The sequence below is a fragment of the Pseudonocardia benzenivorans CB1190 genome, assembly GCF_000196675.2.
Lineage (GTDB): Bacteria > Actinomycetota > Actinomycetes > Mycobacteriales > Pseudonocardiaceae > Pseudonocardia > Pseudonocardia benzenivorans.
The window spans coordinates 1-15,063 of record NC_015313.1; the positions used below are offsets into that span (position 1 = coordinate 1).

The 15,063-nt window shown below is 61.8% G+C and carries 12 protein-coding genes; 8 read left to right on the plus strand and 4 right to left on the minus strand.

The genetic code is table 11. From position 1 onward, the window contains the following. Positions 1-1,091 precede the first annotated feature (1,091 nt). The 4 genes from PSED_RS35175 to PSED_RS35190 all read right to left on the minus strand — a co-directional run bounded on the left by PSED_RS35175 (position 1,092) and on the right by PSED_RS35190 (position 6,313). Positions 1,092-1,610 (minus strand): hypothetical protein, encoded by a 519-nt coding sequence (locus tag PSED_RS35175; protein WP_143771229.1) that lies wholly within the window; start codon positions 1,608-1,610, stop codon positions 1,092-1,094. A 9-nt stretch (positions 1,611-1,619) separates the two neighbouring features. Then, positions 1,620-4,211: a DNA primase family protein gene (locus PSED_RS35180; protein WP_158511372.1), complete on the minus strand. Its 2,592-nt coding sequence runs from the start codon at positions 4,209-4,211 to the stop codon at positions 1,620-1,622. 1,533 nt (positions 4,212-5,744) lie between these two features. Beyond that, positions 5,745-5,930 (minus strand): hypothetical protein, encoded by a 186-nt coding sequence (locus PSED_RS35185; protein WP_013678666.1) that lies wholly within the window; start codon positions 5,928-5,930, stop codon positions 5,745-5,747. After that, positions 5,927-6,313 carry a hypothetical protein gene (locus PSED_RS35190; protein WP_013678667.1) on the minus strand — a complete coding sequence of 129 codons (387 nt, stop codon included), beginning with the start codon at positions 6,311-6,313 and terminating at the stop codon, positions 5,927-5,929. Before PSED_RS35190 ends, PSED_RS35185 begins: the two co-directional genes overlap by 4 nt. Positions 6,314-6,685: 372 nt before the next feature. Here PSED_RS35190 and PSED_RS35195 point away from each other — a divergent pair, with 372 nt between their 5' ends. The 8 genes from PSED_RS35195 to PSED_RS35230 all read left to right on the plus strand — a co-directional run bounded on the left by PSED_RS35195 (position 6,686) and on the right by PSED_RS35230 (position 13,573). Beyond that, positions 6,686-6,898, plus strand: a complete 213-nt coding sequence (locus tag PSED_RS35195) for a hypothetical protein (protein ID WP_143771233.1) — start codon at positions 6,686-6,688, stop codon at positions 6,896-6,898. Next, positions 6,895-7,506, plus strand: a complete 612-nt coding sequence (locus PSED_RS35200; protein WP_013678669.1) for a ParA family protein — start codon at positions 6,895-6,897, stop codon at positions 7,504-7,506. The genes PSED_RS35195 and PSED_RS35200 overlap by 4 nt, the downstream gene beginning before the upstream one ends. Positions 7,507-7,519: 13 nt before the next feature. Further along, a complete protein-coding gene (locus tag PSED_RS35205; protein ID WP_041763462.1) occupies positions 7,520-7,951 on the plus strand; it encodes a hypothetical protein in 432 nt (143 codons plus the stop codon). A gap of 83 nt (positions 7,952-8,034) precedes the next feature. Further along, positions 8,035-8,874, plus strand: a complete 840-nt coding sequence (locus PSED_RS35210) for a DUF2637 domain-containing protein (protein WP_013678671.1) — start codon at positions 8,035-8,037, stop codon at positions 8,872-8,874. Positions 8,875-9,035: 161 nt separating this feature from the next. Continuing rightward, positions 9,036-9,425: a hypothetical protein gene (locus PSED_RS35215; protein WP_041763463.1), complete on the plus strand. Its 390-nt coding sequence runs from the start codon at positions 9,036-9,038 to the stop codon at positions 9,423-9,425. A 245-nt stretch (positions 9,426-9,670) separates the two neighbouring features. After that, positions 9,671-11,407, plus strand: coding sequence for an FtsK/SpoIIIE domain-containing protein (locus PSED_RS35220; RefSeq protein WP_049803828.1), 1,737 nt, complete (start codon positions 9,671-9,673; stop codon positions 11,405-11,407). 1,243 nt (positions 11,408-12,650) lie between these two features. Beyond that, positions 12,651-12,938, plus strand: coding sequence for a hypothetical protein (locus tag PSED_RS35225; protein ID WP_041763465.1), 288 nt, complete (start codon positions 12,651-12,653; stop codon positions 12,936-12,938). Then, positions 12,935-13,573, plus strand: a complete 639-nt coding sequence (locus PSED_RS35230; protein ID WP_013678675.1) for a hypothetical protein — start codon at positions 12,935-12,937, stop codon at positions 13,571-13,573. Before PSED_RS35225 ends, PSED_RS35230 begins: the two co-directional genes overlap by 4 nt. The last annotated feature ends 1,490 nt before the right edge of the window (positions 13,574-15,063 follow it).

The window sequence follows — 15,063 nt, forward strand, 5'->3', positions numbered from 1 at the left end:
CCCCCGCTCCGCGGGTGGGCGGCTCGCGCCTGCGGCGCTCGTGTGTGTCGCGCTGCGCGCTCGGTGTGCCGTGTTTGTGCTGGTCAGAGGCCGTCTGGTGTGGACGTATTGGCGTTCAATGTGCATTGTCCATTCCGGACGCGGAATTGTTTTGTGGGTACCCCCCGGGGGTTTGTCGTATTCAATTGTGGCAGGGAGGATGCCGGGAGGATAGGGAGGATGGGTGTGCGTTCCTCCCTGTGTTCCTCCCTGTCGGGTTAGGGCTGTGACCTGCGGAAATGGCCGTTCCAAGATCGCGGAGGGAGGATAGGGAGGAACTTAGGGGAGACCTGGACCCTTTATATAGGGGCGAAATTCGGGCTCCTATAGAGCACAGGTCAAAAGTTCCTCCCTATCCTCCCTGAACGATCACTGTAGGGGTGTTTATGCAGGTCAGAGGGGGTGCCGGGACAGGGAGGAAGGCAGGGAGGAACAGGGAGGATAGGGAGGATAGGGGGCCGGGTTCCTCCCTGACGCGGGCAGGCGGCGGGTCGTTGCTGGATTGGCGGCGGATTGTTGTCGGGGAATAAGAAACGGCCCGCCGGAGATTCCGACGGGCCGTTACGTCTGTTTCTTTAACTAGGGGGAGCTGCGGTCTTTTCCTGTAGCCATGAGGCAATGAGCTTGAGGTCTCCGTACGTTCCACGCGCACGAATATCTGAACTTACCAGGAGGACGGCCTCATCCATTTTATGGACAGGACACCATTTAACCAAGTGGCATGCTGGCTGGATAAGGAGCCGAGACGCTTGCTGCATACTCTCACGCGCGGCTGTCGCGAACGCCATCGCCGCGCCGTGGTCAGGGAAGAACCACGGACTATCAGGGGCGCAGTAAAGCCCCTTTGTTATGGTGACTGCCCAGCCGTGGACAATCACCCGGTCTGTCTTTGCGCCTGTTTCCGGCGGAAACTTGCGGGTTGTGGGGACGATCGCATGATAGCGCCCGTCAGTGCCCGTCCCCCATCGATCGGGGAATGAGGCGCCACTACCGCCGACGAGTCGCGCGATGCAAGTTCTTTCCTGGATTCGCATTCTATTTCTCGCACCCCATTAATCTAGCCACATTGAACGGACGTCAAAGAATCGAACTTCCGCTCCCTCACTGCGACGGATCGTTTCGGAGAGCGCTTCCGCAACTCTCGCACTACGCATCTCGCGATAAGCACTCTCGATAGCCCGTTGATTTGCCGCGCTAGGAGCTTGCGTGCCCTGATACCAACGGAGCACGGTTTCCCGCGATGGATTAAGTCCAGACCTCATGACGGCGTCCTCGGCGTGTCGTCCGCCGGTGTAGAGCGCGTCCAGTTGAGTGCGCCATGATTTGGCATCCCTGCCTAGTGCGCGGGCGACGATACTGGTGTCCACGTTCGGGAAGGTGACGGTCCGTTCGGGGCGTGCGTTATATACCCCTTCCCATTCAATTTTCGCGTGGACCGTTAGGTCTCGCTGTTCGTCGGCCCACGCTTGATATTCGTAGTCGGCCCATGCTCGTTCGATTTCGGCTTCCAGCGCGGAGGCGCTTTCCGGGTCATACTCGCTGGGGAGGCCGCTGTTGCCTGATTTCGGCATTGGGATTCCTTATTCCTCTCCGTCGCTCTTAACCTTGAACGAGCCGAGTTTTAGCCCAAGGGGGTCGTGAACGATTTTGCTTCCCTCGGCGAACACCGCTGCACGTGCTCGCTTGGGGATGACGATTTCGTCCACTCGCTGAACTGCGACGGGGCCGCTCTTGGGCGCAAGCCTCAGGCATTCATCGGCGCGCCGCCAGAGCATGGCACTAGCGTGTGCGTACACGGCGTGAGTCCAGTCCGGCCGCCGTGCGCGGCATTCCCACTTGCGCGGCTTTCCGGGTTCCCCGTCTCCGAGCATCAGGGTTAGCGCCCGAGAGAATCCCCTCTTTTGTAGCGTGTACTGTTCGCTGTCGCGCCCGTACTCGTTAATGACGTCCTGTCGAAGCTCCTTGATAAAGTCCGACCATCCTCCTGCATTCAGACGGACACTAGTTTCCCCGGTGTACGAATCCAGAATGTCGAACTCAGGCCAGCGTCCGGCGTTGACCAGCTCTTGGAGAAGGCTTGCGTGGGGAGCGGTAATCCAAGCGGTCTTGGCTGCTTTGTCGATTCCCGGGATGGGGTGCGGGAGTGACTCGGATTCAGTCCAAGGGAAAAGAGGGACCTCGTAATACCCGGGGAGTCCAGGGTATTGATCCATCGCCCCGGTGTGCTCTAGCCCGCCGTGCGATACGTCGACGCTAGCGATTGCGGCGAGGAACGCGCCAGACCGGTCTAGCGTGATGGTCTGGCCACGGAACGGGCGGCGCCAATTGTGGTTTTTCACAATTGCGGCAAAGGCAATGCCGGGCATGCGTTCTGGCGACCAGCGTGGTTCACGTCCGGACCTGAGTGGTGCGCACGGTCCTTCCAGCGCATGCAACACTGACGGGATGCGGTTTTCGGACAGCGCCGCTTTGCTGCTAGTCATGACGCGAGTGCGCGCGGCGGGGCGCTCGTCGGGCGTGAGCGCGCGCCGCACAGACGGCGCCTGAGTCGGCGCCGGGGTGTTCCGAGTGGACGGTGCCTGAGTCGGCACGGGGGTGTTCTGACCGACGGCCGTGCGGGTGTCCAGCTCCCCCACGGCCCGCAGCGCAGGGCGGGAGTCGTCCCCCTCGTTGTCGCCTCTCGCAGACCCGGTGACGGACTCGTCCGGAGCCGCGACCGCTACTAGGTGCGTGCGCTCGTTTGGCTTTAGCCCGCGCATCCCGTCAAAGACAACACGCCCGTCACTCTTGCGGGCAAGGACCTTGTTCTTCATGTATTCCGGCCGTTGCTTTAGTTCAATACTGAATGCTCGCTGGGATCGCGCGTGTTCTCCCGCCTGACGGCACCACCACACGTAATGCGCGTACAAGTCACCACTAGTGGTGATTTCGCCGGGTCGGAAAATGCAGTGATCGGACAGAAACGCGCCCATCAAATCCTGCTCGACGCGGTAGTCTTCCGCAGCCGCGCGCCATGTGTCGGGCAAGGCCAAAGTCTTATTTGACGCCCATGCCCGAGCACCTTCTACGGCCCACGTGAGGACGCCACTAAGGTCGGACGGATCTCCGTTAAAGAGGCCGATTAGCTTGTCCGTCAAATGGGGATCACGCTCCTCCGGGGTGATGTACTCCCGGAATGGGATGAGGGCGAGCCTTGACCAAATGCCCTCATCTGTCCCGCGAACGGACGGCCGATAGTTCGTCAGTAGCCAAATCTTGAACGTCGGACGGAAACTGAAGAAATCTCCATAAAGGAACCGCGCAGTGATTGTGCGATCGCCTGTCAGTTCCTTTACGCGGGACTCGGCGAGTCGGTCGCCGCGCTCCGTTTCAGACGCCATAACCATCCGGGCACCGCGCATGTCGGCCATGTCCGGAGACGCAGAAGTTCCGTCCTCTTTGCGGGCGGTCAGGAAACCGGCGGGTGCCTTGCGGTAGTAGTCACCGAGCAAGTGAGCCACGGTGTCCAATAGAACGTTCTTCCCGTTCCGTCCGCCACCGTTGGCAGTGAACAACTTAGCCTCACCGGTAAACCCGGTTAGCGTGTAGCCGACACAGAGTTGGAGTGCGCGCCGTTCTACGGGGTCCGGCTGGATTCGTGCCAGGAATTTGTCGAACAGTTCCGACCGTGCATCCGGATCGTAGGTGGCGGGGGAAATGCGAGTAATCATGTCGCCCCGGGAATGTTCCCTCAACTCGCCCGTACGGAGATCGATCGTGCCGTTTTGGACGTTGAATGCCCACGGATCACTGTCAAAGGCATCGGCATCGGTGACCGTGATTTCCGGTTCCGTCCTGGCCAATTCAATCATTGACGCCAGACGCAGGCGGTTGCCGCTGGCATCCGCAAATTTCAGCAACTCACGAGCGGAGGTCTCGGCGGCCTTCCTCTCGTCGTGAGACAGTTCTTTACTCGCACTAATGGCGCGATATGCTTGCTTCCGCATTTCGAGGGGCACGCGCTTGGCTTGCTCCTGGACACGGTAATCCTGGTCCCGGGCAAAACGCTTTCCATCCCATACGTACCAAGTACCGCGGAAGTGGCGGACGTCGTCGCCGCACAGTTCCACTAGTCGCCGTGCGTTCCCCATGTCGTTAAAGGTGTGAGGCGCCGCCCGGGGGGGCTTGCGCATGCTATTATCGCTCATCAGAGGAAACCTTTTCGGTATCGAATGCCGGGCGTTGGCGGCGCCCGGCATTCGTCGTGTCAGAGATAGGTAACACGGAAAATAAATGCGCAGATGATGAGCACCCCGAAATGGTGACCACCAGTATGTAACGCCGCACGTCGAACGTGGTTAATAAATATGCGCCGGGCCGATTCCTCGGAAATGCCGCTTGCGGTGACGCTGCAAAGCTCCTGTCGTGCAGTCGACCAGAAGTAGCGGTCAATGCGTACGCCAGGGCTATCGGGGAGCGGATTAGCGAGTGCGTCCACGTCAACGCGGGAGGTGGCCGCGTTGAGCGACGCGGACCGACGGCGCCGAGGAACGGCCCGATTCGGTCGCGGTGGCCGGGGCCGGATCAATCCGGTATCCTGGTCGTGTTCGGCGTTCATTGGTGCCCTGCCAATCATTCTTTTCGGGGATGCGTCCGGACGTTGCGCCCGATCGGTCTTGCCCACCGGTCGGGCGCTTTTCTTTACGCGGAGAGGCCACATTCGTCGCCGATAGTAGGCAACGCCGGACGACTCTCCCGGTCATCCTCCCGGGGGAGTGGCCTACGCCCGCGACGACGGGGAGCCTGTGCATATGCGTCCCGGAGAACTTCCTCACTGACGCGCTGGTCCAGGACAGTGAGGAGCGCGGCGTTAATAAGCGTGGCGACTGAATCAGTGAACTTGAGGCCCAACCGCGCGGCCGCCTCTTGCATAACGTCATCCGGGAAATCCCCGTTGATTCGTCGCAACCCTGGCGCCCGCATTGCCTTTCCCATAACTCACTCTCCCTGTCGGCGATATCCCGATGATATGCCCATTCACTGGGTGCGTGCCATGCGCGTTTTGCCTCCATTCGAGTGAATTCAAAATGGGGCGCCGATTGACACTAATGCATCTATTCCGCGCTCTGTCGGGGATATTCTTATTTCCTCCCCGGACTCTTTATCTGCGATTACCAATACGGGTCGGCCGGCGTCGCTATCCAGGGCGATTCCGACGCGGTCATTCTCTCCGATGAGCGTCCTAGTTATTGTCATTGGTCTTCCTGTTCCGTCGAGATTGACGGGCAGAACGAATCTGTGCATTAGTGGCGATGCCGTCGGGGCCGCTTGCGTCGACAACGGCCGTGAGCCCAAACGCGCGCATGATCGGGGCAACCCATGTCATCGCGGATCGATGGCCGAGACGGCCGCAGGGACCGCACGACGCATTACCGCGTCGGCGGTCCCTGGCGCACCCGCACGGGCACTGACAGCGGCTGTTAGCGGTCATTGTGGTGCGAGATCCCTTGTCGCGCTGTCGCCCGCGTACAGCGGAGCGACAGTTCCGAGTCCCTTGCACGCAGAGCACGTGACGCGGGGCGGTCGCTTGACGTCGAGTCCCTGCAACCGCAATTCCACAGCCTGCCGCGTGGTCCCGAACAACTCTCCGATCTCTCGGTTACTCAACCCCTTTTCGGCGAGAGTGACCAGCACGTGAGTATCCGGGAGCTTACGGGGCTGGGCCATTATTCGTCATCCTCCGTGATGAGCTTCTGCGTCTCGTGATCGAGACACGCCGCCCGGCCGGAAAGTCTGCGAGCGGCAATAAGTTGCCGAATCGCGGACACCCTGTCATCGGTGAATGATGCGTAAGTCTGTTTGCCCGCGCGGTAGCGGATTTCATACCGGCCCGCCTTGATCTCGTCGCTCATCGGGCACACCCGATCGAACGCATGTAGGCGAGAATGGCAGCGCCATCACACCAAGCGAGCTCACCGCCGGTCTCCCGGTCTAGAGCGGAAATAAGCTCGATAACGTCGCCGACCGTCCACCCGTCATCGCGGAACGGACCGTAATTGCGATCGATGCCGCGCAATGTCCGGGTCTCGTCGGAAGTGAGCGTGCGCGGGCAGACCTCGACCGGATCGGCGGGGACATAGCCGTCGGGTCCAATGACGTCGCACAGCGCGGACGCATCGCGGGAGTGCGACCAGGCGGGCACCGTGCCGGGGACGCGCCACTCAGACGGCGGGGCGTCCTGCGCGCCCTCGTGACAGACCGGGCAGATGAGTGCCGACGCGCTGACCAGAGCCATCCCGATCACTCCCCCGCCATCAGGCGGCCCGCGAGGGCGGCCGGGACGGTGTCTGCGGCGCCACAGCGCTCGCACGTCAGCTCCACCGTGCCAGCGGCCCGGCGCGTCACCCGGTGCGGGAGACGCGCGGTCAGGGCGCCGGAACAGGACGCACACGGGGCAGGGACCCTGACGCCGAGCGCCAGTCGGTCACGCTGGGTATCGGCCGGCGTCGCGCTCTGTGACATGTCGTGGATCATGGTTACTCGTCTCCCTGGCAGGGTGATGCAGTGCCGTACGTGTGCTACTGTAACACATGTAGCGTCATGCAGCGCAGCGACCGGCACCACGTCCGGACGCAACATAGCAGGAGTCACGGCAGGGAGTGTGAACGTGAGTAACAGAGAGAGTGCCACTAAGCCGGTCCGAATGTTTCCGGCGACGCATTCGGCGTTTCAGCATATGACGCTTTCCGTCAGTGTTGGTGTCGGGCGTCGCGTCACTATCGCGGAAGTGGTTGCCGCCGCTGCTCATGTGGCGTCACAGCACATGACGGAAGTGGAAGAGTACATTAAGCGCGTCGATTCGGAAGTTGACGCCGGATGAGGATTACCGTCGCGAACCTAAAGGGCGGCGTAGGTAAGACGACTACGTCGGTAATGCTCGCGCTAGGTTTCGCAAAACATGGCCGGACACTACTCATCGATGCCGACCCGAAACAGTCGTCCGCATTGGAGTGGGCCGGGCTCGCCGACGACTGGCCGCTGAACTGTTCGGTCGTGGCAATCTCCGGCAAGGGTCTTGCGCAACGGGCCGCATCGCTGGTGGACGACTACGAGCACGTCATCATCGATTGCGGCGCTAAATCCTCCCTTGAGACGCGACAGGCGCTCATGGTGACCGATCAACTCATTGTTCCCGCGTCACCGCGCGCTCTCGATATCGTGGAAATTCCGACGACGTTCACGCTTGCGGCGGAGATTGATGCCGTTAGCCCTGTCGACGCGGTGGTGCTGCTAACGCAGGTGCGAGCCGCTACCCGTTCGTCCGTGGACGTGCGCGCAGTGTTGCTAGAGCGAGACATTCCTACGTTGCGTTCGCAGGTTCGATTGCGTGAGGCTTTCGCAGGTGCGTACGGCACGGTCCCGGACAGTCTGATGGATTACGACGATGTTCTGACAGAACTTATCGGAGGCGAGAAGGATGGTCGGTAAGCGTCCGCGCTCCGTGAACTTCGGAGATGCGCTCGACAATAAGGCGGCGGGTCTGGCCGATGACACGCCCGGCGATGTGCCCGCCGATACGACAGAGCATGTGTCCGGCGATGTGCGCGGCGACATGTCAGACAACGTGCGCGACGACATGCGCCCTGACAGCGCATGGTCTATGCGCTCGCAAAGTTCCGGCGATAAGCTAGACGATGTTTTCTCCGCGTATGCGAGCGCACGTGAGAGCGCAAGTCTCCGGGTACGTAAGGTCTCGGTTCTGATGACCGATGCGCAGCGGGATGCGCTCGAACAATGGATCGGACGTGCGAGCAAAGCGGTGCCGGGCCGTGTAACCGCGTCGGACGTCGGGATGCACCTGTTTGACGAGTTAGTGAATGACCCCGTGCTCACGCGCCGGGTGCTGGAACGACTCATCGCCGGGATAAAGTAGTAAACCGTTCGGTCGCCACTCCTGCCAGGGAAACGTAAGCGACCGAACGGCCCCACAGAAACCCTCACTAGGAGAGTCCTGCAATGTTCAATCTTACCGGCCGCCCGGAATCCTCGGGACGGCGGCCCCGCTGGATTATTGCGGTAATCGGCGCGGCGTTGGGCGTGGTCATTCTTGCGCCGGTCGCTCTGTCGTTTAGTTCCCTGGTCGCGTGGGCAGAGGCCGCGCTAGGGCTTAATGGACCATGGCCGTACATCGTGCCCGTTGCTCTCGACGCTGCGGCCCTACTCTCTATGGCGCTGACATTCCACGCGGTGACACACGCGGAGAGCGCGACGTTCCCCCGCGCACTGGTGTGGGTGTTCGCTCTCGGATCAGCGTTCGCTAATCATCGCCACGGTGAGACCGTGGGGCCGGACGCGGCCATTTTCTTTCCGGCAATGCCGATCGCTGCGGCAGTGTTGCTAGAGGTCACGCTCCGCCGCGTGCGGCGAACAGTCCTCGCGGAGTTGGGCGTGACGGAGCGCCCGCTCGCTCGATTCCGGCTAGTCCGATGGGCGCGGTTCCCCCGGGAGACTTTCGCGGCATGGTCGACGGCCGTCGAGCACGGTCTCTCGTCGCCGATCGATGCGCTTGCCGTTGCGGCCAGGATTGAGCCGCTAGACGCCGATGAGATTGCCCACGCGGTTGAGTCCCGGAATCTCGCCGCTCTGCCATCCGATGCGGCGCGGGTTCGCCGCGCGGCCACCGTGACCGGCCAGGACGATCCCGGCCCGGTCGTGGCATGGCTGGGCGCCCACGGTCACCCGGTCACCCTGGACGCGGCCCGGTCGGCTCTGCGCCGTCGCCCGGCCGCCCGGCCGCCTGTCCCGGTCAGCACCAACGGCCATCCGGTCATCGTCCGGTCACCCGAGACGCTGTGACCGCCGTGCGACCGCGCCCGACAACGAACGGGGCCGGTCCCCGTAGGAACCGGCCCCGCCGACCCGTAGTAACCCAACCTCTCACAGTAAGGAAACCGCAGGTGAACACGACTGTATCTCACGGCCCCGTCCCGCGACCGCCCGCGCCCGCGCACCCGCGCGTGACCGCCTGGTCCGGCGCGGCAACGTTCGTCGTCCTCGCCGGGATCGCTCGGGGCATCGCCGGGTGGCCCGTACTGGCCGCCGTCCCGCTGGCCGCCGTGGCCGCTGTGCTGGTCACTGTCGCTCTGTACTGGCACGGCGACCGTGGCGGCCGGGAGTATGAGCGCCGCACCGATCGGGTCGGCGCGGTGGCCCGCACGTTCTATCTCATCGTTGGGCGCATCCCGACTGACGACGAGTTGGCATCGCTCGTGAGCGACCGGCCGGTGACCACCCTCGGCGGGCACGCGACCACGCCGCGACCGGTCCGCCCCGGCCCGCTTCCCGGCGGGGTGCGGCTCCTGTCCATTGTCGGCCCGTCCGACGGTGGGAACGGCGGGGCCGCCTGATGTTCATTCCTCGCGCGGGCACTAGTTTCCGCACAGTAATAATCGCTGGGGTTCTAGTCTCTGCTGTCGTCAACTACACCATTCAATGGTTCCTAGGATTCCCGATCGGCCCCCGGAAGACTAATGCGTCGTTCTTCCACGCGGGCACCGAATTAAGGAAGGATGCGACGCGGGCAACGCGATGGTCCTATCTCCCATGTTGGAAGCGCGGAGTTATCCGCACTATTGGGACCGCGATTGTCGCGATGTTCGTATGGCTCTACGCGGCGCACCGGACGGCGTTCACCTGGACTGCGTGGTTGTCGATCGTCGTCGCCCTGGTCGCGATCGTCGTCCTGGCGTCCCGCACCGCGCACGGCTGGCAGCACCGACGCACATACGTCGAGCCGCTGTCTCGCGCGCTCGCACCGACACTCGGGATCGAGACTCCCCGCAACCCTGCATCGTGGATCACCGTCCCGCGCAGCGCCGTGGCGCCTGTCCCGCTCATCACCGTGCCAGACAAGGTCCGAGAGGCAGCGCCCATGCAACTCGCCGCCCGCGTGTGGGCCAGGCGCCCGGAACACATCATCCCGGCCCGGCTGCGGCGCGAACCTGACACCGCGATCCGCGTGCAGCTCCCCGACGGGTTTACCGGAAGCTCTGACGCACAGTCCACGGTTACGCGGATTGTGTCTAGCAAGTTGGGCATTCCGGAGCTGAATGCATCGTTCGGCATGATTGGTAAGCCGATCGCTACGTTCACCAAAAAGGCTCGACCGCCGGAAATTGCCAAGTGGAACGATCACCAGGCGCTCGTGCGTGCCGCATCCGAGTCTGCGCCGCTCATCGGCGTTGCCGCTAATCGCAAGGCTGTCGCGGTGGACCTTGACGCCGAGTCCCCGCACATTCTTATTTCGTCCAGTACCGGCGGCGGTAAGTCCGTCATGGCCCGCGCCATCATTTGCCAGGGGTTGCACAACGGCGGGATAGCTCTAGTCCTGGACGTCAAGCGGGTATCCCACGCATGGGCGCGCGGACTCCCGAACGTCCGCTATTGCGCAAACGTAGCGGACATTCATAACGCACTGTTGTGGGTGCGCGGGGAGGTGGAGCGGCGCTACACGCTCATTGACGACGGCGCAGATATTGACGGCAACGTCGGACATATCGATTTGGGCCCCCGTGTCTTTATTCTCGCGGAGGAGCAGAACGCCACAATCACCAGGCTTAACGAATACTGGCGTGAGACCCGGGAGTCCTCGGACCCGAAACAGTCCCCGGCGGTTGCGGCGCTTAACGAGGTGCTGTTTATGGGCCGCGCGTGTCAGACGCACGTAATCACTATCGGTCAGCTAATGACGGCTCGCGCTAGCGGGGGGCCGGAGGCCCGGGAGAATTACGCTACCCGCATCCTCGCTCGCTACAGCGTGAACGCCTGGCGCATGTTGGTTCCCGAATGCTGGCCGCCGCCGCGCAGTTCGCGTCATTCCGGGCGCGTGCAAGTCGTGCTAGCGGGCAAGGCCACCGAAACGCAGGTTATTTTCACCACCCCGGGGGAAGCCCGCGAATACGCTACTAGCGGCATCGTCACAGAGTTTCCCGCGCTCGGTGGCGCGCCGGTCGCGCCCCCGCCCCTGGCCCCGCCGGTCGTCAGCGATGAGGCAGCCGCCGACGATCGTTCACCAGGAGAAACGACTACCTCACGGGGCAGTCAGGGGCAGAACGGGGCGGCCCCCGGAGTCACGCTCTCGGAAGCCGCAGAGGCGGCCGTTCCGCTCTCATTAAAGGCGCTGCGCTCTGCCCGGGATAGGGATTCCGAATTCCCTAAGCCTATCGGCAAGCGAGGCCGCGCGTGGGTTTACAGTCCCGAATCACTCGCAAGGTGGGAGCGGAATCGCTCTACGCCCGGAAAGCAGTGGGCTAAGGACGTGAGCACCCCCCCAAAAGATGTGATTGATTTATCCGTAGAGCGCGTTAAGCGAAAGGTAGACCATGCGTAACGACAACTCACTCCCGTTGCCCCTGCTCACTCATTCTAGGGAACACGCCATGCCCCTCCCGACCATTAATAGTTTCATTCCAGTTACTCGCCCACTTCCGGCGGTTAGTCATCGTCGGCGCGGACCATTCCGGCTATTGACACGGGCGGTCGCCGGCCTTGTTATTTGCGGAATCATTCTCGGACTGTTCGTCGCGTGTGGAGTATATATTCTTACCCGGGGCGAAACGTTGACGATTCCGGAACACGGGCCTGTCCCCGCGCCCATTGCGCCGCCGTTTGACGTGTCATTGCCGGAAATCCATGTGCCGGTAATCGACGGACACCACGTGCCAGCGCCTACCCGCGCCGCGCCTACGGTTTCAGTGCCCGTCCCTCCGTCTGCGGCTAAGACTCCGCCGCCCGTTGACAACGGCATCACTCCGATCGAGCCAATGGACCCCATGCATAGATAGATGCGCACGCACCATTCCGCCCCGGTCGCCGAACGCCTGGCGACCGGGGCGGAGTCATGTGCACACTGCGATCCGTGGGGGTCACGACAAATGACGCGCAATCCTTGCGAAATACGCGGACCTGGCCTGACAATGTGCCTACGGTTTAGGGAAGGGGGCCGCATGTCACGGAGTCCCCGCGTGCAGATTGTGTGTCGAGGGTGTGGCATTCCCTATCAGACACGACAGCGGAGTAATCAAACCCGCTGCACAAAGTGCGGAACTACTCGATACATCCCCGCAGATCAACAATGGGAAGGACCGACTAGTACCGTGCCGGAAAACATGCGCGCGTCATTGTCGCGGACTCCTGTAGAGCTCAACTGCTATCACTGCGGCCATGTGTGGCAATCCCGCGCTAAATCCGGGGGAACAACTCGCTGCCCCGAATGTCTCCGCAACCGTCGCATCCCGTCCGATGCTCGTGCGACCAGTGACCCCGCGTGGCAGCGTGACGCGGCCCTGGCGGCCCGCCTGGCCGACGACCCGACCGACCCCGCCGTCCTGCCCCCGCTGCCCGAGACGGGACGCTACGGAGCCGCCGAGAGGGCCGCCACAGCATCGAACCGCCGACCCCGGGGGAAGCGCCAGGGTCGGGCGCACGAGACCTACACGGGCGACGACGGGCACGAGTACGACCGCGTCCCGGCCGCCCGCCGGAAGCGGGAGCCGTGCGGCGAGTGCGGCAAGCTCCACCGCGCGGGAACGTCCTGCATTAAGCCGCGACTTACCGCCGAACAGAAAACAGCCATGCGCGCCGAGGCGCGGGAGACGGCCAGGCGCGATGCGGAACAGTTCTCCGCGCAGATGAACGCTATTCGCCAGGCAGCCGCGATGGTCGCGCGGATGCGCGGTGTGAGCGTCCCGAATGTTCCTGTCGCCGATGCCACGTTCGATGATGACGGGCAGGATGACTACACACCCGCCCCGGTCGTTGCGCCGCGCTCTACCGGACGTGTCGAATACCTCCCTGACACGTCCGGCGGCCAAGGCGTCCCTATTACCTACATCGATATTTCCGGAAAGAGTGAGTCATGACAGCATCCGAGAAGTTCGTTGGCTCACCCGAACACGTCAAACAAGCCATCGATTTTATCCAAGCGGAATTCTTGCTCCGCGACAGTGACGTCCACGTTGTGAACATTACGACCGCAGACTTTTACGGCGGATTCGAGACGCTGGTTCGTCTCAATAATCAACTCGTCTCGGGGGCTAGGACATTGCCTACCGGGAAAGAGAGTAATAACTGGGAAAAGTACAATGTCCAGTTCGTAATCTTCAATAAGAAGATCAGCACGCGCCCGTGGGGCGATGGGTACACCGGTGAACCGTACGCCGGACTCGGCGGCGATTTCACCGACAGAGTCCAAGTTAAATTCAAAGAGGTTGGTACCACCCCGGATAGCCGCGCCGATACCCAGCAAGAAATTGCCGACCCGCTGCCTGGCGCCACTAATGCCCTCGATACCGCATGGGGCATGTTTACGGGGTTAGCCGATTTCCTCAAAATGTTGCAGGACCCTGGGACGTGGGTGCGCTTGGCCGCGGCTATTACGGGAGGCGCAATGTTGCTCGTCGTCGCGTGGAAACTCGTTGGTGCACGCCAATTGGTCGGAAGCGCTGACGGGGGAGGGCTAAAGAGCGCCCTTAAGATCGCGCAGGCTGTCAGGTAATAGAGAGGAACAATTACGGTGGAACTAGAAGTAATGACGGTGGTCATGGCGATTGCCGGGGCAACTCTGCTCTACGGTGCCATCAAGAATCGCAACCCTATTGACGTCATTAAATTGACGCTACAGGGCAAGGATATTAAGGGCGCGAAACCGCTAAGCGGTAGCGGCGACCCTAATAACCTCACCGCTCCGCCCGGCGCAATCCCCGGCGGGAGTCTCCCCGGCACTCCGCAAGCCGGAGACGACGCACGGACCGACCCTAAGTCATTCGACCCGAAACGCTCCGACGTTCTCCCTCGGCTTCCCGGAGAGGGCAACTATCGGGCGCAGCCCTACTGATGGGGGAGTCTAGATAATGCTTAGCAGTAGCTTTTGGATGACAATTGCTCATTCTTGGTAACTTCATAAAGGCTCGCAGGAGCAATCCGTATCGGCGCAACTCCTAAAACATTCGGGACGGTGAGCCAATGTCGGCAGCAGTGAGGGCCAAGGATATTCGCGCCTACTTTGCACGTCTTCCGGAAGCCGACTTTAATGAGGCAGCTAACCGGCTTGGAATTGTTCCTGAACGCGGAGCGGTGACAAGCATCATTAGAGCTGCCCTACTCGTCGTGATACATAGCGACGATGAGCACGCTATTAACATGGCCGCGGAATGTGCAATGGATCGTGGTAGAAGGGGGCACCCGAAATGATTGTCTGCGAGAATTGTGGCGGATGGTTCGATCCAATCGGGTGCCGCTGGTTGTGTCCCTGCTGTCGCCATAAAGCCAACTGTTGCGAGGGAGCGCCGCAATGATGAATCACGCCGTCCGAAAGAATCAGACGCCGGATCACATTTCCGTAGTGGAACCCGGAAAGTGCTGGCACTGCGAAAAGCCCACACGATATGTGGAAGTTAATTTCGAGACGTATCTCTGTCCGGGGGAGTGCACCAATAGTAAATTGGTGGAATATATCCGGGACTCCGCACGCGGAAGCGGAGAGTAAAGTCTCACAACTAAATACATAACTCAATCCCACAACTGAATAACCCAACCTGGGAGCGGCCCGCCGATATTTCACGGCGGGCCGTTTTCTTATTGCCCGACAGTAATCCGCCGCCATCCAGCAACGACCCGCCGCCTGCCCGCGTCAGGGAGGAACCCGGCCCCCTATCCTCCCTATCCTCCCTGTTCCTCCCTGCCTTCCTCCCTGTCCCGGCACCCCCTCTGACCTGCATAAACACCCCTACAGTGATCGTTCAGGGAGGATAGGGAGGATAGGGGGCCGGGTTCCTCCCTGACGCGGGCAGGCGGCGGGTCGTTGCTGGATGGCGGCGGATTACTGTCGGGCAATAAGAAAACGGCCCGCCGTGAAATATCGGCGGGCCGCTCCCAGGTTGGGTTATTCAGTTGTGGGATTGAGTTATGTATTTAGTTGTGAGACTTTACTCTCCGCTTCCGCGTGCGGAGTCCCGGATATATTCCACCAATTTACTATTGGTGCAC

What these genes read in the sequence shown, in the direction of transcription:
- PSED_RS35175 (WP_143771229.1), bottom strand. Translation starts at nt 1,610, where the DNA reads ATGCCGAAATCAGGCAACAGCGGCCTCCCCAGCGAGTATGACCCGGAA.
- PSED_RS35180 (WP_158511372.1), bottom strand. Translation starts at nt 4,211, where the DNA reads ATGCGCAAGCCCCCCCGGGCGGCGCCTCACACCTTTAACGACATGGGG.
- PSED_RS35185 (WP_013678666.1), bottom strand. Translation starts at nt 5,930, where the DNA reads ATGAGCGACGAGATCAAGGCGGGCCGGTATGAAATCCGCTACCGCGCG.
- PSED_RS35190 (WP_013678667.1), bottom strand. Translation starts at nt 6,313, where the DNA reads ATGGCTCTGGTCAGCGCGTCGGCACTCATCTGCCCGGTCTGTCACGAG.
- PSED_RS35200 (WP_013678669.1), top strand. Translation starts at nt 6,895, where the DNA reads ATGAGGATTACCGTCGCGAACCTAAAGGGCGGCGTAGGTAAGACGACT.
- PSED_RS35210 (WP_013678671.1), top strand. Translation starts at nt 8,035, where the DNA reads ATGTTCAATCTTACCGGCCGCCCGGAATCCTCGGGACGGCGGCCCCGC.
- PSED_RS35220 (WP_049803828.1), top strand. Translation starts at nt 9,671, where the DNA reads ATGTTCGTATGGCTCTACGCGGCGCACCGGACGGCGTTCACCTGGACT.
- PSED_RS35225 (WP_041763465.1), top strand. Translation starts at nt 12,651, where the DNA reads ATGCGCGCCGAGGCGCGGGAGACGGCCAGGCGCGATGCGGAACAGTTC.
- PSED_RS35230 (WP_013678675.1), top strand. Translation starts at nt 12,935, where the DNA reads ATGACAGCATCCGAGAAGTTCGTTGGCTCACCCGAACACGTCAAACAA.